This is a genomic window from Promicromonospora sp. NPDC023805, from assembly GCF_040639635.1.
Classification (GTDB): Bacteria; Actinomycetota; Actinomycetes; order Actinomycetales; family Cellulomonadaceae; genus Promicromonospora.
Window position 1 is genome coordinate 314975 of sequence record NZ_JBFAAH010000001.1, and the last position, 20365, is coordinate 335339.

20 protein-coding genes are annotated in these 20365 nt (G+C 70.9%); 3 read left to right on the forward strand and 17 right to left on the reverse strand.

Features of this window, described 5'->3' with window-relative positions:
* Nucleotides 1–109 precede the first annotated feature (109 nt).
* A complete protein-coding gene (rox, locus tag AB0F70_RS01410) occupies nt 110–1537 on the forward strand; it encodes a rifampin monooxygenase (protein ID WP_357442696.1) in 1428 nt (475 codons plus the stop codon).
* Between the two features lie 83 nt (nt 1538–1620).
* Here rox and AB0F70_RS01415 read toward each other — a convergent pair whose 3' ends face one another.
* From AB0F70_RS01415 to hrpB, 15 genes are all read right to left on the reverse strand, one after another.
* The gene (locus AB0F70_RS01415) at nt 1621–3963 is read right to left on the reverse strand and encodes a bifunctional (p)ppGpp synthetase/guanosine-3',5'-bis(diphosphate) 3'-pyrophosphohydrolase (protein WP_357442698.1); all 2343 of its coding nucleotides are present in this window, start codon (nt 3961–3963) and stop codon (nt 1621–1623) included.
* Nucleotides 3964–4042: 79 nt separating this feature from the next.
* On the reverse strand, nt 4043–4612 hold the full coding sequence (locus AB0F70_RS01420; protein ID WP_357443571.1) for an adenine phosphoribosyltransferase: 570 nt from the start codon (nt 4610–4612) through the stop codon (nt 4043–4045).
* A 22-nt stretch (nt 4613–4634) separates the two neighbouring features.
* On the reverse strand, nt 4635–5726 hold the full coding sequence (secF, locus tag AB0F70_RS01425; RefSeq protein ID WP_357442700.1) for a protein translocase subunit SecF: 1092 nt from the start codon (nt 5724–5726) through the stop codon (nt 4635–4637).
* Nucleotides 5726–7600 carry a protein translocase subunit SecD gene (gene secD / locus AB0F70_RS01430; RefSeq protein WP_357442702.1) on the reverse strand — a complete coding sequence of 625 codons (1875 nt, stop codon included), beginning with the start codon at nt 7598–7600 and terminating at the stop codon, nt 5726–5728. Before secD ends, secF begins: the two co-directional genes overlap by 1 nt.
* Nucleotides 7601–7681: 81 nt before the next feature.
* Nucleotides 7682–8113 (reverse strand): preprotein translocase subunit YajC, encoded by a 432-nt coding sequence (yajC, locus tag AB0F70_RS01435; RefSeq protein ID WP_357443573.1) that lies wholly within the window; start codon nt 8111–8113, stop codon nt 7682–7684.
* A gap of 141 nt (nt 8114–8254) precedes the next feature.
* Nucleotides 8255–9316 carry a Holliday junction branch migration DNA helicase RuvB gene (gene ruvB / locus AB0F70_RS01440; protein ID WP_357443575.1) on the reverse strand — a complete coding sequence of 354 codons (1062 nt, stop codon included), beginning with the start codon at nt 9314–9316 and terminating at the stop codon, nt 8255–8257.
* A 43-nt stretch (nt 9317–9359) separates the two neighbouring features.
* On the reverse strand, nt 9360–9986 hold the full coding sequence (ruvA, locus tag AB0F70_RS01445) for a Holliday junction branch migration protein RuvA (protein ID WP_357442704.1): 627 nt from the start codon (nt 9984–9986) through the stop codon (nt 9360–9362).
* A gap of 143 nt (nt 9987–10129) precedes the next feature.
* Nucleotides 10130–10708 (reverse strand): crossover junction endodeoxyribonuclease RuvC, encoded by a 579-nt coding sequence (gene ruvC, locus AB0F70_RS01450; protein WP_357442706.1) that lies wholly within the window; start codon nt 10706–10708, stop codon nt 10130–10132.
* A 74-nt stretch (nt 10709–10782) separates the two neighbouring features.
* Entirely contained in the window at nt 10783–11544 is a 762-nt protein-coding gene (locus AB0F70_RS01455; protein ID WP_357442707.1) for a YebC/PmpR family DNA-binding transcriptional regulator, read from the reverse strand.
* 84 nt (nt 11545–11628) lie between these two features.
* A complete protein-coding gene (gene pdxT / locus AB0F70_RS01460; protein ID WP_357442709.1) occupies nt 11629–12255 on the reverse strand; it encodes a pyridoxal 5'-phosphate synthase glutaminase subunit PdxT in 627 nt (208 codons plus the stop codon).
* 78 nt (nt 12256–12333) lie between these two features.
* A complete protein-coding gene (locus tag AB0F70_RS01465) occupies nt 12334–12726 on the reverse strand; it encodes a PIN domain-containing protein (RefSeq protein WP_357442711.1) in 393 nt (130 codons plus the stop codon).
* Entirely contained in the window at nt 12723–12992 is a 270-nt protein-coding gene (locus AB0F70_RS01470) for a hypothetical protein (RefSeq protein WP_357442713.1), read from the reverse strand. Before AB0F70_RS01470 ends, AB0F70_RS01465 begins: the two co-directional genes overlap by 4 nt.
* Before the next feature lie 64 nt (nt 12993–13056).
* Nucleotides 13057–13599, reverse strand: a complete 543-nt coding sequence (locus tag AB0F70_RS01475; RefSeq protein ID WP_357442714.1) for an NUDIX domain-containing protein — start codon at nt 13597–13599, stop codon at nt 13057–13059.
* Nucleotides 13600–13624: 25 nt separating this feature from the next.
* Nucleotides 13625–14095, reverse strand: a complete 471-nt coding sequence (locus tag AB0F70_RS01480; protein ID WP_357442716.1) for a hypothetical protein — start codon at nt 14093–14095, stop codon at nt 13625–13627.
* 73 nt (nt 14096–14168) lie between these two features.
* Nucleotides 14169–16682: an ATP-dependent helicase HrpB gene (gene hrpB / locus AB0F70_RS01485; RefSeq protein ID WP_357442718.1), complete on the reverse strand. Its 2514-nt coding sequence runs from the start codon at nt 16680–16682 to the stop codon at nt 14169–14171.
* Between the two features lie 60 nt (nt 16683–16742).
* Here hrpB and AB0F70_RS01490 point away from each other — a divergent pair, with 60 nt between their 5' ends.
* Nucleotides 16743–17621: a hypothetical protein gene (locus tag AB0F70_RS01490; protein WP_357442720.1), complete on the forward strand. Its 879-nt coding sequence runs from the start codon at nt 16743–16745 to the stop codon at nt 17619–17621.
* The gene (locus tag AB0F70_RS01495) at nt 17618–18316 is read left to right on the forward strand and encodes a hypothetical protein (RefSeq protein ID WP_357442722.1); all 699 of its coding nucleotides are present in this window, start codon (nt 17618–17620) and stop codon (nt 18314–18316) included. Before AB0F70_RS01490 ends, AB0F70_RS01495 begins: the two co-directional genes overlap by 4 nt.
* On the opposite strand, the gene AB0F70_RS01500 is transcribed toward AB0F70_RS01495, so the two are convergent.
* A complete protein-coding gene (locus tag AB0F70_RS01500) occupies nt 18317–19180 on the reverse strand; it encodes a CPBP family intramembrane glutamic endopeptidase (RefSeq protein ID WP_357442724.1) in 864 nt (287 codons plus the stop codon). It lies immediately after the preceding gene.
* A 78-nt stretch (nt 19181–19258) separates the two neighbouring features.
* Nucleotides 19259–20224, reverse strand: coding sequence for a hypothetical protein (locus AB0F70_RS01505; RefSeq protein ID WP_357442726.1), 966 nt, complete (start codon nt 20222–20224; stop codon nt 19259–19261).
* Between the last annotated feature and the right edge of the window lie 141 nt (nt 20225–20365).

Here is a 20365-nt window from a genome sequence, read left to right on the forward strand (position 1 = left end):
TCTTCAACTTATAACGCACCGGGGGGCTTGCGGCAAGACCCCCGTCGTACCGGAGAATCGGCGGCTCAGGCCAGAGCCTGCGGATATCGCGATGCTGACGGGGGAACCGATGATCGATGTGACAGTGGTGGGCGGGGGGCCGGCCGGCGTGATGCTGGCGAGCGAGCTGCGGCTGCAGGGCGTGCGCGTGCTCGTCCTGGACAAGGCGGCGGAGCCGACCAAGGTGGTCCGCGGGCTGGGGCTGCACGCCCGCACCGTCGAGGTGCTGGACCAGCGAGGGCTCCTGGACCGGTTCCTCCCGCTCGGCAAGCAGTACCCGGTGGGTGGCTTCTTCGCGGGCATCAGCAAGCCGACGCCGGGCGGCCTCGACACCACGTATCCGTACGTGCTCGGCATCCCGCAGCCCACCACGGAGCGCCTGCTGACCGAGCACGCCATCAGCCTCGGCATCGAGATCCGCCGGAGCTGCGAGCTGGTCGGCCTCAGCCAGGACGACGACGGTGTGACCGCCGAGCTGGCGGACGGTACGCAGCTGCGGTCCCGCTACCTCGTCGGGTGCGACGGCGGCCGCAGCACCGTACGCAAGCTCCTCGGCGTCGGCTTCCCTGGTGAGCCCGCCCGGCGCGAGACGCTGCTCGGCGAGGTGGAGCTGACCACCCCGCCCGAGGAGGTGGAGGCCGTGGTCACCGAGGTGCGCAAGTCCCAGCGGGAGTTCGGCGCCATGTCGATCGGGGACGGGCTGTTCCGCATCGGCGCACCCGCGGAGGGGGTCGCCGAGGACCGGGCCACGCCGCCGACCCTGGACGAGCTGAGGCAGCAGGTGCGCAAGCTCGCCGGCACCGACTTCGGCGCGCACTCACCGCGCTGGCTGTCCCGGTTCGGTGACGCCACCCGGCTGGCCGACCGCTACCGGGTCGGCCGGGTGCTGCTCGCGGGCGACGCCGCGCACGTCCACCCGCCGTACGGTGGCCAAGGCCTCAACCTCGGCGTCCAGGACGCTTTCAACCTGGGCTGGAAGCTGGCTGCCGAGGTCAACGGCTGGGCGCCGGAGGGGCTGCTGGACAGCTACCACGCCGAACGCCGCCCCGTGGCCGCCGACGTGCTCGACAACACCCGCGCCCAGGGCGAGCTGCTGTCCCTGGAGCCCGGCGCCCAGGCCGTGCGCCGGCTGCTGACCGAGCTGATGGACATCGAGGACGTGAGCCGGCTCCTGACCGAGAAGATCATGGCGACAGGGATCCGCTACGACGTCGGCGAGGGGCACGAGGTGCTCGGCCGGCGGCTGCCCGACATCAAGCTGGAGCAGGGCCGCATCTACGAGCGGATGCACGACGGCCGCGGGGTGCTGCTCGACCGGACCGGTGGCCTCTCCGTGGCCGGGTGGGCGGACCGGGTGGTGCACGTCGTCGACCCCGGCGCGGAGCTGGACGTGCCGGCGGTACTGCTCCGGCCGGACGGCCACGTGGTGTGGGTCGGCGAGGACCAGACGGATCTGGCCGGACCGCTCGCGCGGTGGTTCGGGTCAAGCGTTCGCTGAGCGGCGCGGGGGTCGAGCCTGTCGAGACCTGGTTCGGTCTCGACAGGCTCGACCAGCGAAGGCAGCTCGGCCGGCGAACGCCGTCAGACCGGCAGCTGCGGCCGCTCCACCGGCTTGGTACCGGTGATGCGGTGCACGTCGAACACTCCCTCGACCTTCCGGACCGCCGCGAGCACCGTCGCGAGGTGTGCGGGCTCCGCCATCTCGAAGATGAACCGGGAGACCGCGAGCCGGTCGTCCGACGTCGAGACGAACGCCGACAGGATGTTGACGTGGTTCTCGGACAGCACGCGGGTCACGTCCGACAGGAGCCGGGACCGGTCGAGCGCCTCTACCTGGATCTGGACCAGGAACATCGTGTTGGCGCCCTGCGTCCACTCGACCTCGACGAGACGCTCCGGCTGCTTGCGCAGGCCGTCCAGGTTCACGCAGTCCGAACGGTGCACGCTCACGCCCTGGCCACGGGTGACGAAGCCGACGATGTCGTCGCCCGGCACCGGCGTGCAGCACTTGGCGAGCTTGACCCACACGTCGGCGGAGTCGGAGCCCTTGAGCATGACGCCCGGGTCGCCCGAGCGCACGCGCCGGGCGGTGAGGCCGCCGGGCCGGGCCGCCTCGGCCATGTCCTCCTCGGCGCCGTCCGCGCCACCGAGCGCCTTGACGAGCTTGTCCACCACGTTGTTCGCGGAGATCAGCCCTTCGCCGACGGCCGCGTACAGGCCGGTGACGTCCTGGTAGTTCATCTCGTCCGCGACCCCGAGCAGGGTCTCGTGCGACATGAGGCGCTGGATCGGCAGGCCCTGCTTGCGCATCGCCTTCGCTATCGAGTCCTTGCCGGTCTCGACGGCCTCCTCGCGGCGCTCCTTGGTGAACCACTGGCGGATCTTGTTCCGCGCCCGCGGCGACTTCACGAACCCGAGCCAGTCCCGGCTCGGCCCCGCCGTCTCCGACTTCGACGTGAGGACGTCGACGACGTCGCCGTTCTCCAGCGGCGAGTCGAGCGGCACCAGGCGGCCGTTCACACGGGCGCCCATGGTGCGGTGGCCGACCTCGGTGTGGACGGCGTACGCGAAGTCGACGGGCGTGGCGCCGCCCGGCAGCGCCATCGCCATGCCCTTTGGCGTGAAGACGTAGACCTCGTCGCCGCCGATCTCGAACCGCAGCGAGTCGAGGAACTCGGCCGGGTCGGCGGTCTCGCGCTGCCAGTCCACGAGCTGGCGCAGCCAGGCCATGTCCTGGTTCTTCGGGTCGCCGTTCGCGACGCCGGCCGGCGTCTTCTCCTTGTACTTCCAGTGCGCCGCGACGCCGTACTCGGCGCGCCGGTGCATGTCGTGCGTGCGGATCTGGATCTCGACGGGCTTGCCGCCCGGGCCGATCACCGTCGTGTGCAGCGACTGGTACATGTTGAACTTCGGCATCGCGATGTAGTCCTTGAACCGGCCGGGGACCGGGTTCCACCGCGCATGCATGGCGCCGAGCGCCGCATAACAGTCGCGCACGGTGTCCACGAGGACGCGCGTGCCGACCAGGTCGTAGATCTCCGCGAAGTCGTGACCGCGCACGATCATCTTCTGGTAGATCGAGTAGTAGTGCTTCGGGCGGCCCGTCACGGTCGCCTTGATCTTGGCGCTGCGCAGGTCCGACTCGATCTGGCCGCGCACCACGCCGAGGTACTCCTCGCGCGCGGGGGCCCGCTCGGCGACGAGGTGGACTATCTCGTCGTACACCTTGGGGTAGAGGGCCTGGAAGGACAGGTCCTCCAGCTCCCACTTGATCGTGTTCATGCCCAGCCGGTGGGCCAGGGGCGCGTAGATCTCGACGGTCTCGCGCGCCTTGCGCTCCGCCGACTTGGACGGGACGTACTTCCAGGTGCGGGCGTTGTGCAGGCGGTCGGCCAGCTTGATGACCAGCACGCGGATGTCCTTGGCCATCGCCACGACCATCTTGCGCACGGTCTCGGCCTGCGCCGCGTCGCCGTACTTCACCTTGTCCAGCTTGGTGACGCCGTCCACCAGCAGCGCGACGTCGTCGCCGAAGTCGCCGCGCAACGAGTCCAGCGAGTAGTCGGTGTCCTCGACGGTGTCGTGCAGCAGCGCGGCGGCGATCGTCGTGCCCTCGAAGCCGAGCTCCGCGAGGATCGTGGAGACGGCGACGGGGTGCGTGATGTACGGGTCGCCGCTCTTGCGCATCTGGCCGCGGTGCGCCTTCTCGGCGACCACGTACGCACGCTCGATCAGCGCGACGTCGGCCTTGGGATGATTGCTGCGGATGGCCTGCAGCAGCGGCTCGATCGCCGCGGGTGAACCACCACCACTCACGCTGCGCACACCGAGACGCACCAGCCGGTTCCGCATCCGGTTGCCACCGGGCGGCGTCGGCGGATTCTTCTCGGGCACGGGAGCGCGTGACACCGTGTTCTCAGCCATGTACGCGCCTCCTTCCCCGGGTTGAACCCGGAGTCGCCAGTCTAGCCCTGGACCTCTATTCCCCGTCCGTACGGCTCAGTCACCGAAACGTCGTGCCTACCCGCAGGAGAGTATCGACGTTATGGCCCTGAAGCCTGTCCCGGCCGTGGAGTGCTTCCAGCTCGAGCAGGAACGCCAGTCCTGCCACCACTCCCCCGCACTGCTCCACCAGCTGTGCGGCCGCCGCCGCGGTACCACCCGTGGCGAGAACGTCGTCGATGATGAGAACACGCGCACCGGGGGTGAGTGTTCCCGAGCGCAGCTCGATGGTCGCCGAGCCGTACTCCAGGTCGTACGACACGCTCTCCGTGGGCGGCGGAAGCTTGCCTGCCTTCCGCAGGGGCAGGAACCCCAGGCCGAGCGCGTGGGCCACGGGGGTACCGAGCAGGAAGCCGCGGGCCTCCATACCCGCGACCACGTCCACGCCGTCGGCCAGAGCCAGGCGGGTGAACGCCTCGATCACGTCGGCCAGCCCTTCGGCGTCGGCCAGGAGCGGGGTGATGTCCTTGAAGAGGATGCCCGGCGAGGGAAAGTCTGGGACGTCCACGATCAGGTCGCGAACGCGCGTCGCCCTCTCCGGCAGCAAGCCGGAGAGGGCGACGTCGGTCATGTCGTCTGCCACGAAGCGGAGCCTACCGGCGACGCTTGGGCTGAGCGGTATGTCCCTGGTGATGACCGGGCACGAGCTGCGCGGAACCGGACGCCGCGGCGGCCAGCATGCTCTCGTCGGCACCCTCCGCCACGAGACCCGCACGCAGGTCCATGACCTTCTTGGTGTGCGCGGCGATCTTGGGCTCGCCCTCACGCAGCGCCACGTCCAGCGGCGTGGCGAGGAAGATGGACGACGTCGCGCCCACCGCGATACCCACGAACAGCGACAGCGAGATGTCCTTCAGCGTGCCGGCACCCAGGAGGAAGCCACCGACGAAGAGGATGCCCGCCACCGGCAGCAGCGCCACCACCGAGGTGTTGATGGACCGGACCAGCGTCTGGTTCACCGCGAGGTTGGCGCGCTCGGCGTAGGTGCTGCGCGTCTGCTCGGTCAGGGCCACGGAGTTCTCGCGGACCTTGTCGAAGACGACCATCTTGTCGTAGAGCGAGAAGCCAAGGATGGTCAGGAAGCCGATGATCGTCGACGGCGTGACCTCCCAGCCGATCAGCGCGTACACACCGGCCGAGACCAGGACGTCCAGGAGCATCGCGACGATGGCCGCCACCGACATGCGCCAGGCCCGGAAGTAGATGGCCATGAAGACCGCCGCCGCGATGACGAACACGACGGTGCCCCAGAGGGCCCGCATGCTCACCGACTGACCCCAGGTGGGGCCGATGAAGTTCGCCGTGACCTCCGACGGCTCCACGCCGTAGGCCTCGCCGAGCGCGTTCTGGAGCTCGGTGGTCTGGTCGTTGTTCAGCTGCGATACCTGGACCCGGACGCCGTTCGGGCCGACCTGGGTGACGTGCGGCTCATGACCGGGCACCACCTCGGCGACCGTGTCGATCGCAAGGTCCTGGTCCGTGTTGGACGTGCCCGAGACGGTGAACTCGGACCCACCACGGAAGTCGATACCGAGGTTCAGGCCCTGGAACACGAGCACAAGGATCGACGCGACCGAGAAGAGGCCGACGATCGAGAACCAGACGCGCCTCTTCTGGATGATGGGGTAGGACCGACGCCCCGTGTAGAGGTCGTTGCCCCACTGGGCGAAACCGCCGCGAGCCATCAGTGCTTCTCCTCGTTCTGAGCCGCTTCGGCGGCAGCCTTGCGCTCGGCGGCACGCCGCTCAGCGATAGTCATCCTGCGGCCGTCCTCGGCGACGCGGGGCGCCTTGCTCACGGACTGTGCCGAGACCAGCTCACGCTCCCGGTCCGGGGCGTCGGCGACGGGGGCGTCGGCGACGGCGGACTGCGGACCGGAGAACTGCCCGGCGCCCCGGTACCGCGGCGCGACGTCCAGCCGGTCGGCCGAGAGGCCCGACGCCTTGTGTCCGTCACGGAAGAACGGCACCTTGGCGAGAAGCTCCATGACCGGGTGGGTGAACCAGATGACCACCATGACGTCGATGATCGTGGTCAGACCCAGCGTGAACGCGAAGCCGCGCACCCCGCCGACGGTCATGAAGTACAGGATCACCGCGGAGAGCAGGTTCACTGCCTTGGCCGCGTAGATGGTGCGGCGCGCACGGAGCCAGCCGCGCTGGACGGCGAGCCGCAGGGTGCGCCCGTCACGTAGCTCGTCACGGATACGTTCGAAGTACACGATGAACGAGTCCGCCGTGAAACCGATGGCAACGATCAGACCGGCGATACCCGGCAGGGAGAGGCGGTAGCCCATTCCCCAGCTCAGGAGCGCGATCACCACGTAGGTCATCGCACCGGCCACGACCAGCGACAGGACGGTCAGCAGACCGAGCGTGCGGTACTGGAACAGCGAGTAGACGACGACCAGCGCCAGACCGATCAGACCGGCGAACAGACCACGCTGCAGCTGCTCGGAGCCCAGCGTGGCCGAGATCGTGTTCTGCCCCTGGACCTCGAAGGTGAGCGGGAGCGAACCGAAGCTCAGCTGGTTGGCCAGCGTGGCGGCCGTGTCGCGGGTGAAGGAGCCGGAGATGCTGGCCTGCCCGTTCGTGATCGCCGCGTTGCTGCTCGGTGCGGAGACGACCAGACCGTCCAGCACGATGGCGAACTGGTTGCGCGGCGGCTCCAGCGGCGTCAGGCGCGTCGTGGTCTCGCGGAACTTCGTTGTGCCCTCGCCGTTGAAGTCGAGGTTGACACCCCAGACGTTCGAGACGGCGCCGTTCCCGCCCGGCTGCAGGCCGGAGGTGGCCGAGGTCAGGTCGGTGCCGTCCACCTCGACGGGGCCGAGGACGTACTTGGCCGCACCGGTCTGGTCGCACGTGACGAGCAGCAGGTTCGGGTTGTCACCCCCGCCGCCCTGGAGGTTCTTCGGGTCGGTGCAGTCGAGCGCGTCGAACGCGGCCTGGACCGACGGCGTGATCTGCGCCAGGTCGGACGGGTCCGTCGCCGCCTTGATCGCCTTCTCCTGCTCGGCGATCTCCTCCTTGGTCGGCTCGGCGGCTGCGGCGTCATCGGCTGCGGCGTCGTCGCCCGCGGCCGCGTCGGCACCGTCGCCGGACGCGGAGGGGCTCGCCGAGGGCTGCACCGTCGCGACCGGGCTGCCGATCGTCAGGACCGGGCGGAACTTCATCTGCGCCGCCTGCGAGATCAGCGCGACGGTCGCCGGGTCCACCTTGCCGGGGATCTCGACGACGATCTGGTCGTCGCCCTGGCTCGCGATCTCGGCCTCGGTGACGCCGTTGGCGTCGACACGCTGCCGGATGACACCGATGGCCTCTTCCATCGCCTCCGGGGTGATCTCGGATCCGTCGGAGGTAACGGCCTCCAGGACGACCTGGGTGCCGCCCTGCAGGTCAAGGGCCAGGCCAGGGGCCAGGCTCGCTCCGTCAGGATTGTCGTTCGACTTACCGTCGAACTGCCAACCAGCCAAGAGGGCGCCGAAGGGCAGCAGGATCGTCAAGATCGTCAGGAGCACGATCGTGCGAACCGGCCGCGAGCGCCGGGTGTCAGTCGCCAACGTCTGTCTCTTCTCGTGTGCGCACCGGGGTACGTCCGGTGCGGGTTCGGCGCCGTCCGGGGTTACCGGACGGCGCGGCCGTCACTTACCGTCTGCGTCGGCGTCCCGTCGCTGCTGCTCCTGGTACTCGCGCTTGGCGGTGTCCAGCTCAGACAGGTCGTCGGGAACGTCCTTCGTGTCGGGGCTGATCGTACTTGCCGTTTCGCCGTCCGTTGTGACTTCGGACTCATCGGCCTCGTCGTCGGTGTCCGCGTCGTCGGCGAGGGGCTCCTCGATCTTCTTCGAGATCGCGGCGCGGAGCCACGTGGTGGGGCTGCCCGGGAAGGACTCGATGGTCACCTGGTCGTTCGCGTCATCGACGTCGAGGACGGTCCCGATCATGCCGGACGCGGTCATGACCTTGGTCCCGACCGTGAGGTTGTTTCGGAACTCCGCGGCCTCGCGCTGCTGCTTGCGGGTACGGGAGGACATGAAGAACATCACCACGAGGAGGATCGCGACGAGAATGAGCATTTCCACGGTAAGGGTCCCTGTTCGATTGCGGTGTCGGATGAGCAGCGCTCGTATGTCGCGTGCGTACGACGAGGATCCAACCCAGTGTAGTGCCGGGGCCGGATCCTCGGGTGCCCCGCGAGGGACGCCACGTGATCAACGTCAGGGCCCGGGCAAAGTTCCCGGGAGCGACTGCGCGGGAGGCGTGAGCCCCAGGTGTTCCCACGCCGCGGGGGTCGCCACGCGGCCCCGCGGAGTACGTCCGATCAGGCCCTCGCGCACCAGGTAGGGCTCGGCGACGGTCTCCACCGTCTCGGCCTCCTCGCCCACGGTCATGGCGAGCGTGCTGAGCCCGACGGGCCCGCCGCCGAACCGGGTGCACAGCGCGGTGAGGACCGCGCGGTCGAGGCGGTCCAGGCCGATGGGGTCGACCTCGTAGACCTCGAGCGCGGACCGCGCGGCGTGCAGGTCGAGGCGTCCGTCGCCGCGCACCTGCGCCCAGTCGCGCACGCGGCGCAGCAGCCGGTTGGCGATGCGGGGGGTGCCGCGGGAGCGGCCGGCGATCTCGTGCGCCGCCGCGTGCTCCAGGTGTACGCCGAGCAGCCCGGAGGAGCGCAGGATGACGCGCTCCAGCTCCTCGGGCGAGTAGTAGTCCATGTGCCCGGTGAAGCCGAAGCGGTCCCGGAGCGGGGCGGGCAGCAGGCCGGAGCGGGTGGTCGCGCCGACGACGGTGAACCGCGGCAGTGCCAGCGGGATCGCCGAGGCGCCCGCGCCCTTGCCGACGATGACGTCGACCCGGAAGTCCTCCATCGCGACGTACAGGAGCTCCTCGGCGGGGCGGGCCAGGCGGTGGATCTCGTCGATGAACAGCACGTCTCCCTCCTCCAGCGAGGAGAGGACGGCGGCGAGGTCTCCGGCGTGCTGGATCGCGGGCCCGCTGGTGAGCCGCATGTGCGCGTCCAGCTCGCCCGAGATGATCATCGCCAGGGTCGTCTTGCCGAGGCCGGGCGGGCCGGACAGGAGCACGTGGTCGGGCGGGTTGCCGCGCGCGATCGCTGCCTGCAGCACGAGGGAGAGCTGGTCGCGCACCACCCGCTGGCCGACGAAGTCTTCGAGCCGCTTGGGCCGGAGCGCGGCCTCGGCGGCCCGCTCGATCTCGTCGGCGCTCGGCGCGACGATACGGCTGCGCTCACCGGCCGAGCCGCTCCCGGTCTCCGGGTCCATGCCCGTGGTGAAGCCCGCGCCGGTGGTCGAGCCTGCCGAGACCTCAGCCACGGTGTCCTCCCAGCAGGCGGAGCGCGGCACGGAGCGTGGTCGCTACCTCGTCGGCCGCTATCGCGTCGGTCCCGGCGTCGGCGAGGACCTTCGCCACGGCGTCGTCGGCCTGCTTGGCGGGCCAGCCGAGTCCCGCCAGGGCCTCGACCACACGCTCGGAGTGGTCGCCCACGTTCGCGGCGGGCTCGACCGAGCCCGGGCCCGCGAGCGCCCCGGACGGCGGCCCGAGCCGGTCCCCCAGCTCGAGAACTATGCGCTGCGCGCCCTTCCTGCCGATGCCAGGGACGCGGGTCAGCGCGGCGAGGTCCTCACCCGCGACCGCCCGGCGCAGCGCGTCCGGGGTGTGCACCGCGAGCATCGCGAGCGCCAGGCGCGGCCCGACGCCGGACACCGTCTGCACCACCTCGAACACGTCGCGCTCGTCGGGGTCGCCGAACCCGTACAGCGTCATCGAGTCCTCGCGGACCACCATGCTCGTCGCGACGCCGGCCGTCTCGCCGACGCGCAGCGTGGCCAGCGTGGTGGGCGTGGCGTGCACGAGATAGCCGACGCCGCCGACGTCGACCACCGCGCGGTCCAGGCCCACATGGGCCACGGTTCCCGTCAGCGAGGCGATCACGGGGTCCCCCTTCTCGGGTCGTGGATGGGGGCCTCGATGATCCAGTTTCGTCGAGACCCACTCGAACAGTCGTGCGACGACCCTAACAAGCCGGACCACCCGGTCCCCCCACACCACGCCGCCGGCCCGCGACTGCAGCACTGCTAGCGGCGGGGGCGCTGCTTCGCTGCCTGCTTCGCTGCCTGCTCCGCGGCGGCCCAGGCGCGCTGCGCCGGGGTGAGCTCGTGCCGGTCGCCGCCCTGCAGTGCGCCGGCGGGGCGCCACAGGTGGCAGACGGCGAGGGCCAGCGCATCGGCGGCGTCGGCGGGCCGCGGTGCCTCGTCGAGGTCGAGGATGCGGGTGATCATCGTGGTCACCTGGGCCTTGTCGGCGCGGCCGGAACCGGTCACCGCCGCCTTCACCTCCGACGGCGTGTGCATGGCGACCGGCACGCCCCGGCGGGCCGCTGCCACCATGGCCAGGCCCGCCGCCTGGGCGGTCCCCATCACCGTGCTGACGTTGTGCTGCGCGAACACCCGCTCGACCGCGACGACGTCGGGCACGTGCTCGTCGAGCCACATGTCCAGGCCCTCGGCGATCTTGAGCAGCCGCAGGTCGGTGGACAGGTCCGGCTCGGAGCGGATCACCCCGACCGCGACCATCCGTGCCCGGCGCCCGGGCAGGGAGTCGACCACACCGATTCCGCACCTGGTCAGGCCGGGGTCGACCCCTAGAACGCGCATGGCGTCAGGTTCTCATGGCGCCGGGCGGGGTCTCGACAGGCTCGACCAGCAACGCAGTCAGACAGGCAGAGCCGTCACTCCTCTTCGTCGAGGGCGGCCATGACCTCGTCGCTCGCGTCGAAGTTCGCGAAGACGCTCTGCACGTCGTCACTGTCCTCGAGCGCGTCGATGAGGCGCATGATCTTGCGGGCACCCTCGACGTCCACCTCTACCTGCATGGAGGGGTGGAAGATCACGTCGGCGGAGTCGTACTCGATGCCCGCCTCCTGGATGGCCGTACGCACCGACACCAGGTCGGTGGCCTCGGTCAGGACCTCGATGACCTCGCCCTGGTCCGTCACGTCCTCGGCGCCGGCGTCGAGCGCGGCGAGCATGACCTCGTCCTCGCCCACGCCGTCGGCCTTCGGGACCACGATCAGACCCTTGCGGGAGAACAGGTACGACACCGAACCCGGGTCGGCGAGGTTGCCGCCGTTGCGGCTGAACGCGAGACGCACCTCGGAGGCGGCGCGGTTCTTGTTGTCCGTGAGGCACTCGACGAGGACGGCGATGCCGTTGGTGCCGTAGCCCTCGTACATGATCGTCTGGTAGTCGACGGCGTCGGCGCCCTCGCCCGAACCACGCTTCAGTGCGCGCTCGATGTTGTCGTTCGGCACTGACGACTTCTTCGCCTTCTGCACCGCGTCGAACAGCGTCGGGTTACCGGCGAGGTCGCCGCCACCGGTGCGCGCCGCGACCTCGATGTTCTTGATCAGCTTCGCGAAGAGCTTGCCGCGCTTGGCGTCGATCGCGGCCTTCTTGTGCTTGGTCGTGGCCCACTTTGAGTGACCTGACATGCCTCTACCTGACTCCTTGCATTTCCGATGGCTCTAATGACTTCGGGGCTTCGATACAGGGTCGAACGGTAGCGGGGAAAGCGCTCAGCCGCCCGCAACCATGCCGACGAACAACCCGTGCACCCGCGTGTCCCCCGTGATCTCGGGGTGGAATGCGGTGGCGAGCAGCGGACCCTGCCGTGCTGCGACGATCCTACCGGCGGCCGCCACGGGACGGCCCTGCGTATCCACAGCGGGAATCCGTGCCAGCACCTCGACGTCGCGCCCGGCCTCCTCGATCCAGGGGGCGCGGATGAACGCGGTGCGCACCGGGCCGCCGTCGGAGATGCCGACGAGGTCGAGGTCGGTCTCGAAGGAGTCGACCTGCCGCCCGAACGCGTTGCGCCGCACGACGACGTCCATGCCGCCGACGGTCTGCTGGTCGGCGGTGCCGTCCAGGATCCGGTCGGCGAGCAGGATCATCCCGGCGCACGAGCCGTACACCGGCAGGCCCTCCTTGATCCGGGCCTGCAGCAGGTCGCGCAGCTCGAAGATGCGCAGCAGCTTGTCGATGGTCGTGGACTCCCCGCCGGGGAGCACGAGCCCGTCGACGGCGGCCAGCTCGGCGGGACGCCGGACGGACACGGCGTGCGCGCCCACGGACTGCAGGGCGGTCAGGTGCTCACGGACGTCGCCCTGCAGGGCGAGGACGCCGATGGTCGGTGTACTCACAACTGTTCATTCTACGGCGCCGCGGCAGTCGCCCGAGGACCGGTCTTCTACCGACCGGACGACGAAGGTCGATCGGCCTCAAGCTTCCCGGCGAACGGGAGCGATGACCTCGACAAGGTGATCGAAAGGCTTGAAGTCATCGGTGTTCGCCGTCATCACCGCGGCTCCGTGCCGGTGCGCCTGGGCCGCGATGAGGGCGTCCTTGCTGCGGACCTTCGCCCCGGTCGCTCGCGCTCCCGCCGCGACGATGCCGTACGAGCGAGTCGACTCGATGTCGAGCTCGACCCAGGCGAATCGCTGGTCAAGACTGTTGATTCGACGGGTCCGCTCGCCGGCGTCGTGCGGGTTTCTGGCCGCTTGGATGCCGAACTCGAGCTCGGCCCTGGACAGGATGCTGGCGCCGTATTCCTCGCGCGGGTCGAACACGTACAGATCGAGATCGATCAGGATGTTCGTGTCGAGCAGGATCACGGCTGCCCCCAGGGGTCACTGACCTCGTCGTCCATCGCGCTCTCGATGTCCGTGCGCCACGCGGCTGCGTTGCGCGGACTCATCGGCGGGATGTCCGCAAGGCTGTTCCCCGGAACCCAGCGGCGAGGAGACCTGACGTCCGGGACGATTCGCACCCCGGTCGGACGGCCGTAACTAGTGATCTCGTACTCGTCTCCGGTTTCCAGGACGTGCTGGATCACAGTGTGTGGGTTCTGCTTCAGCTCGCGAGCGCCAACTGTCTTCATGACAGCATCGTAGACAGAATGTAGACGTGCGTCTACATTCTGACCCAGGCCTCCAGCGGTCAGCTCAGTCGTCGAACTGCTCGCCCAGGTGCCGGACCTGCCCGTCCCAGCCCGCCACCAGGTGGTCGACGACGTCGGGCAGCTCGGGCGGGAACACCTCCAGCGGCTGGTCGCGCAGCTCCGCCGCCGTCAGCCAGGCCAGCTCGTCGAGCAGCTCGCGTTCCGCGGGGGTCCAGCCGACGTCCGTCATCTCCACCGCCTCCGGCGTCCGCGCGAAGTAGAAGACCTCGTGCTGGCGGCACGTCTCGGCGAAGAACTCGAAGATGCCCGTCCGTGTGAGCACCGGACCGACCAGGTCGCCCGCGTCGAGCGTGATGCCCACCTCCTCGTGGATCTCCCGCAGCGCTGCCTGCTCGGGGGTCTCCCCCGCGTCGATGCCGCCGCCCACCGTGAACCACCAGGACCGTTCGGGCTGGTTCACGTCGTGCGAACGCACCACGAGGACCCGGCCCTCGGCGTCCAGCAGGATGACGCGAGCCGCCGAACGCTCCCGGATACCGTCCGGTGCCGGGACCCAGTCGTCCCCGAGGGCGGAGGTGATGGACATGCGGGTCAGGATAACCGGAGCGCCGTCAGCCCCACCTCAGGCTGAGCACGGCCTGGCCGTCGGGTGCCTCGACGGCGTCGACCAGCAACCCGTTCAGGTAGAACTGAGTGCCGTCCGCGGTGATGATCGTGGCCGTGCTGCCCCCGCTCGACGCGCCGTCTCCCGAGAGCGTCAGGCCGACGGATCCGTCGGCGATGTCGTCCACGGTCAGCAGGTTCCAGCCGTCGATATCCAGACCTGCCGGCATCCCCCAGCCGAGATTCTCGTCCAGCTCGATCGCGGTCCCCGCCTCGACGACCACCTCACAGTTGGCGTCGAAGCAGGCCTCGTAGTCGGTGCCGTCCGCCGCGGCGACCGGCTCGTCGTCGGGCACCGTGGACGCCGTCCCCGAGGACGGGCTGGTCGCCACGGACGGGCCGCTCGGCTCCGGGCCGGGTCCGCCACAGGCCGCCAGCCCGAGCACAACAGCCGCGAGCGCTGCGTATCGAAGCCTCATGGACGCCCCTTCCTCCGGGTCATGGATCCACTGCTCAGTTTTACAGGTCAGGCTCGGGAGCGGTCCCGAGCATTCACTGGCGAGGCTTGACGCGTTTCGTCGGGGCGGCGGTCAGCGGGTCCTCCGGCCACGGATGGCGAGGGTAGCGGGCCCGCAGGTCGGCTCGGACCTGGGGATAGACCTTCTTCCAGAAGGAGGCGAGGTCGCTGGTGATCGCGACCGGGCGTTGTGCGGGCGACAGCAGGTGCAGGACGACGGGGACGCGACCGTCCGCGACGGCCGGCGTGGCGGTCCAGCCGAAGACCTCCTGCAGCTTCACCGCGAGGACCGGCGGCTCGACGCCGTCGTACGCGAGCCGGACCTCGGAGCCCGACGGGACCCGCAGCCGTTCCGGCGCGAGCTCGCCGAACCGGCCCGCTGCGGGCCAGGGCAGCAGCCGCCTCAGGGCCGAGGCGACGTCGATGCGGGCGAGGTCGCGCGCGCCGCGCACCGAAGCGAGCTCGGTCCCCAGCCATCCGTCGAGGTCGGCCAGCAGCGCCTCGTCGTCGACGGCGGGCCACGGGGCACCCAGATGGGCGTGGCAGAACGCGAGCCGCTCCCGCAGGGCGAGCGCGGCCTCCGACCAGCGCAGCACGGACAGCCCGCTGCGCCGGATGCCGTCGCGGACGGCGGCCTGGACGAGCAGGGGGTCTGGCTTCGCCAGCGGGACATCAGCCAGCACTATCGCGCCGAGCGCCTCGACGCGCCGCGTCACGATCCGGCCGTCGTCCCAGCGGATCTGGTCGGTGGTCGAGAGGAGGTCGCCTGCGACGTCTCGCGCCGTAAGCTCGTCGATCGGCGCCGCGGAACGGATCCTGGCGTCGGCGCGACCGGGCGCCCGGTCGGCGACCGCGATCGCCAGCCAGGTAGTGGTCCGCAACGGCGACTGCGGATCCAGCGCGGCGCCCGTGCCGCCGGACATCTGGTAGGTCGCCGAGTCGGTCCCCCGGACCCGCGCGATCCGGTCCGGATAGGCCAGCCCCACCACGATCCCCACGGCGAGGTCGTCGGGTACTCCGCGCGTCCCCCGACCGGCCTGCGGGTCGCCGGTCGTGCCTCGGCCGAGCCGCTTCGCCTCCTCGCGCCAGCGGGCCGTCGCTCCGCGGTCCTCACCCCGGCGCAGGGCCCGCCAGCGGGCCGGCAGATCGTCGCCGAAGCTGCGCCCTGAGTCGTCCGAGAGCATCGCGACGATCTCGTGCGCCCGGTCGGCGCCGACCCGCGGCGTCCCGTCCAGCAGCGCGCGGGCAAGGCGAGGGTGCGCCCCGATCGCCGTCATCCGCCGGCCTCGCTCGGTGATCCGGCCGTCGTCGTCGGTGGCGTCGATGCGGTGCAGCAGCTCGGTAGCGGCGGTCATCGCGGGCACCGGCGGCGCGTCGAGCAGGGTCAGCCCGGCACCAGCGGGCGCGCCCCAGGCCGCGAGGTCGAGGGCGAAGCCCGCCAGGTCGGCGATCGCGATCTCGGGCGCCGCGTGGTCGTCGAGCCGGCCGTGGTCGGTAGCCGACCAGCACCGGTAGACCCGGCCGGGCGCCTCCCGCCCGGCGCGGCCCGCGCGCTGGTCGGCCGACGACTTCGAGACCCGGCAGGTGACCAGCGCGCCGAGGCCACGGGACTGGTCGGTCCGCGGCTCCCGGGCCAGACCCGCGTCGACGACGACCCGGACCCCTGGCACGGTGAGCGAGCTCTCCGCGACCGACGTCGTGACCACTATCCGGCGGGTGGCGGACGGCGCCAGGGCGCGGTCCTGCTCGGCCCGTGACTGGCGGCCGAACAACGGCAGGACGTTCTGGTCGGCCAGCCGGCGGGTCACCCCGTTGATCTCCCCCTCCCCCGGGACGAACACGAGGATGTCGCCCTCGTTCTCGGTCAGTGCCCGCCGCACGACGGCGGCGACGTGGTCCAGCAGGCGTGGGTCCACCCGCCCTCCGGGCAGCAGCGGCACGGGGACCGGCGGCGGGGTCCACTCGACCGCGACGTCGAACAGCGCGGCGGACGCCGTGATCACGGGCGCGGGGACGTCCGTGCCCAGTGCGCGGCTCAGCCTGACGGTGTCCGCCGTGGCCGACGTCGCGACGATCGCCAGGTCCTCGCGAAGGTTCGCCCGGACGTCGATCGCGAGCGCGAGCAGCAGGTCGGCGTCGAGGTGGCGCTCGTGGCACTCGTCGATCACTATCGCGGCGACGCCCGGCAGCTCCGGGTCCCGCTGCAGACGCCGGACGAGGAGCCCCGTGGTCACCACTTCGACGCGGAGCCCCTTGCCGCCGCTGCGTTCGCCGCGCATGGCGTAGCCGATGCGCTGCCCGAGCGGTTCGCCGACCAGCATCGCCAGCCGGGTCGCGGCCGCGCGGGTCGCCATCCTGCGCGGCTCGGCGACGATGATCGTGCCCTCGAGCGCGTCGGCCAGCGCGAGCGGCAGCAGCGAGGTCTTCCCCGACCCGGGCGGCGCGACGAGCACCGCGGTCCCGCGCGACCGCACCGCGTCGACCGTGGCAGGCAGCACGGCCCGGACGGGCAGATCCGCCCCGGGCACCGACGATTCAGGCAGCAGCACGCCCTGACCGTAACCGACCATCGGCGATGCGCCGCCAGAACCCTGCAAGAATGCGTCATCGTGAACCATCTGCTGGACCTCGGGTCCCGGAAGTTCTGGCGTCTGGTCGGCAGGCCCATCGATCTCGCGACGGACCACTCCTGGTTGCGCGCCCCGATGAGCCGCTCCTCCACGGTCGGGGACGGCTGGCTCGCCGCCGAGGCCGCGCACCACGGAGGCACGGTGGACGCCGACGTCGCACCCGCGGAGCCGTCAGCAGGCCCGGCACCCGGCCCCGCACCCGGCCTGCTCTCCGCGATGACGGTCCTCGACGGTCCCGGGTTCGACGCCTCCCGGCTGGATCCGCGGGTCCGGGACTTCTACGAGCACACCGCCGCCTGGCACATGGAGGTGTGGACCGGCTGGTCGCCGCTGTTCTGGCCCGCCGGCGAGCTGATCGCGCGGGTGTTCGCCCGCCGGGTGGAGCAGCTGTCTCTCCCGATGCGTCCGCTCGACGTCGCGCACGGCATGGACAGCAAGGTCCGCGTGATCCGCGACCGGGACGGCGAGCAGGTGGGCGCCGCCTGGCTGCGGACACTCCGGCCGTCGGGCCGCTACGTGTTCAGCGGCTGCTACTCGACGCGCCGCCTCCCCGGCGCGGCACGGCCGAGCGTCCACGTCGCGTTCCCGCTCGAGTCCGGCAACGTCCAGGTGTTCCTGCGCCCCGCCGTCACCGAAGAGGGCTGGCTCGTCCTGGAGTCGCCCCCGGGACGGTTCGGGGAGGACGGCGCGTACGTCGTCGTGCACGACGGCGGGCGGGACTTCGCGGCGCGCGTCCCGCTCCACGAGACCTTCCGCCTGTACTGCGACCCGTACGGGGTGCTCCGCACCGACCACGAGCTGCGGATGTGGCGCACCTGGATGATGCGTCTCCACTACAAGATGGAGCACACCCGATGATCCACACGTTCCATCTCGCCGAGCTGCCGGCCGCCGTGACGGCGCGCGCGCTGCTACGGCCGCCGTCGGGCACCACCACGCCCGGACTGGACCACGCCGAGTGCCTGGCCCTCATGCGTCTGGGGGCACCCACCGTCTCCCTGGACCGGTTGCAGCTACGACGGATGGCGGTCTTCGCGCAGTGGCGCGACGAGGACGCCGTGGACCGTTTCCTGTCCGACGACGTCCTCGGCCGCCACCTGGCGACCGGCTGGCACGTGCGCCTGGAGTACCTGCGCCGCTGGTCCCGGCTGGCGGCCCTGCCGGGGCTGCCAGCCCGGACCGGCGACTGGGACCAGGAGGAACCGGTGGTCGCGGTGACCGTCGCGCGGATGCGGCTGCTCGAGGTGCCCCGGTTCCTGCGCTGGGGCAAGCCCGTCGAACGTCAGGTGCGCGACCACCCCGGCACCACGCTCGCCCTGGCCGCCTTCCGGCCGCCGCACACGATCTCCACGTTCTCCGTGTGGCGCACCGTGCGCGAGATGGAGTCGATGGTGCACGGCCGCTCCGGCGTCCCCGCGGACCGGCGGCACGCCGACGCGATGGTCGAACGCCGGCGCCGCGACTTCCACCACGAGTTCGCGACGTTCCGCTTCCGCCCGCTCGCGGAGCATGGCACGTGGGAGGGCCGGACGGGGATCGTCCCGCTGCGCTGATCAGCCCAGCGAACTGGTCGACGCTGCCAGTTCCTCTGCATTGACGCGACCGTCCACGTCCGGCAGCGGGGCGAGCCGGCCCGTCGCCAGCACCCAGGCGGCGAGCCCTGCGACCGGGATCGTGATGTACACCGTGACCATAGTGACGTCCACGTCTACCAGCAGGAACCCGACCAGCAGGGCAAGCACCATGTTGTTCCCGGCGTGGGCGAGGCTCGCCGTCCACACGCTGTCGCTGCGCACCCGGAGCCAGCTCAGCACGATCTCCTGGCAGACGAACGACACCGTCCACACCGCCAGGCCCACCACGACGTTGTCGAACTCGATGTATCCGACGAACGCGAGCGGGTAGTGCCAGACCGCCCAGATCAGACCGGTGGCGAGGGTCGCCGCCACGGGCCGGCCGACGAACACCCGTTGCCGTAGGTAGCCGGTCCAGCCGAACTCCTCGCCCCAGTAGATCGGCGTGAGCAGGGGCACGACGAGCAGCAGCACCGCGACCAGCGCCCAGCCGGGCAGACCAGCGATCTGGCCGTCCAGCGGGGCGAGGCGCACGCCGAACAGCGCGGCCACGGCGGCGGTGGCCGCGACGAGAGCGGCCGGGCCCAGCCACGCCATGAGGTACTGCGGCCACGCCTCGCGCAGCCGCAACCGCAGCCCGGCGTCCGCGAACCCCTCGCCGGTCACCCACCGCCGCACGACGAAGGCCGCGAGCGCCGGCGCGAATGCGAACGGCAGCTGCACCAGCGGGTTCACCAACGAGTAGCCGAGCGCCCAGGCGCCGACCATGCCCAGCCAGGCAAAGCCGAACGCGAGGCCGAGGAAAACCAGGAGCCCGCTCGCGCGGGTCTTCAGAAGTGTCATGCCCCCACAAGATCATCGGGGCACGGGCACGGTCATCGACGGCAACGGGTCATTCAGGGGTAGTGCCAGGCCTACCGTTCACCAGTCGCCGACCTCCTGGAGGAACGCGTCCGCCTCTTGTACGAGCTCCGCCGTCGGACCGTCGACGATCGTGTACGGCCTCAGCTGTCCCAGCACCCCGGCGAGCCACCCGCAGTACTCCTCGAGCAAGTACGTGTCGTCGGCGTCCGCCGACTCGCGCTCACCCTTCGCCAGGAAGAGCAGGGTCCGCGCCCATTCCAGCCCGTAGTCGCCGATGCCGGTCCGCATCTCCGTCTCCTGCGCCTCGGAGCTCTTGACGAAGAAGTCGTGCGCATGCCCCCGGAGCCGCTCGACGGTCCAGTCATCGTCGGGGTCCTCCACGCTCAGGCGGTCCGCGATCGTGTTGTGGAACCGTGCCCGCCTTGCGTGCGTGGAATCCGCACCCACCGGGGCGATGCCGATCGCCAACAGCCCACGCGCCTCCTCGGGACTCAACGGACTCTCATCCAGGAGGCGGAGGGCGACGTCGCCGAGGATCTCAGCGGCGGAGTCGTAGGTGTCGGCGACGTCTTCCTCGGGCGCGGCGACGGCGGGCGCTTCCACCGCAGGCGCCGCATCCCCGGCGAGCTCGGCGCGCCACCGCTCGGCCCGCCCGTCGGCGTCGGCGACGAGCTGGTTGTACTTCCCGGGGTTGTGGGGCTGTAGCCGTCGGTAGAGCTCCGCCGCACGGTCGGCCGCGGCGATCGCCTCGTCGACGCGCCCGTTGCGGCCGAGGACCGACGCGTGGAAGTACAACGTGGCGGCCTCGCCGTGGACGTGCCGGGGGTCTCCGGGCTCGAACCGCGCCAACATCAGGACGGCCTGCAACGAGATGTCGCTGAAGGTGAGGGCGTCAGCCCATCGTCCGGCGGCCGCCTCCCGCTCCGCGGCGGCTCCTGCCTTTGCGACCATCGCCTCGTTCTGGGCGATCAGTGCCTCGCGCCCGTACGGGTCCTTCGCCTTGCCGCGACCGAACAACCCCATCGGAACTCCCTCACGCTCCGGTGGGATCGGACGCCTGCCCTGAGCCGCCGTCCCACCGCAGCCAGCGAGCCTGCGGGTGATGTTACGGACAACATGGACACACAGACCAGGATGAATTGAAGCGAGACGGAAGGGCCCGCG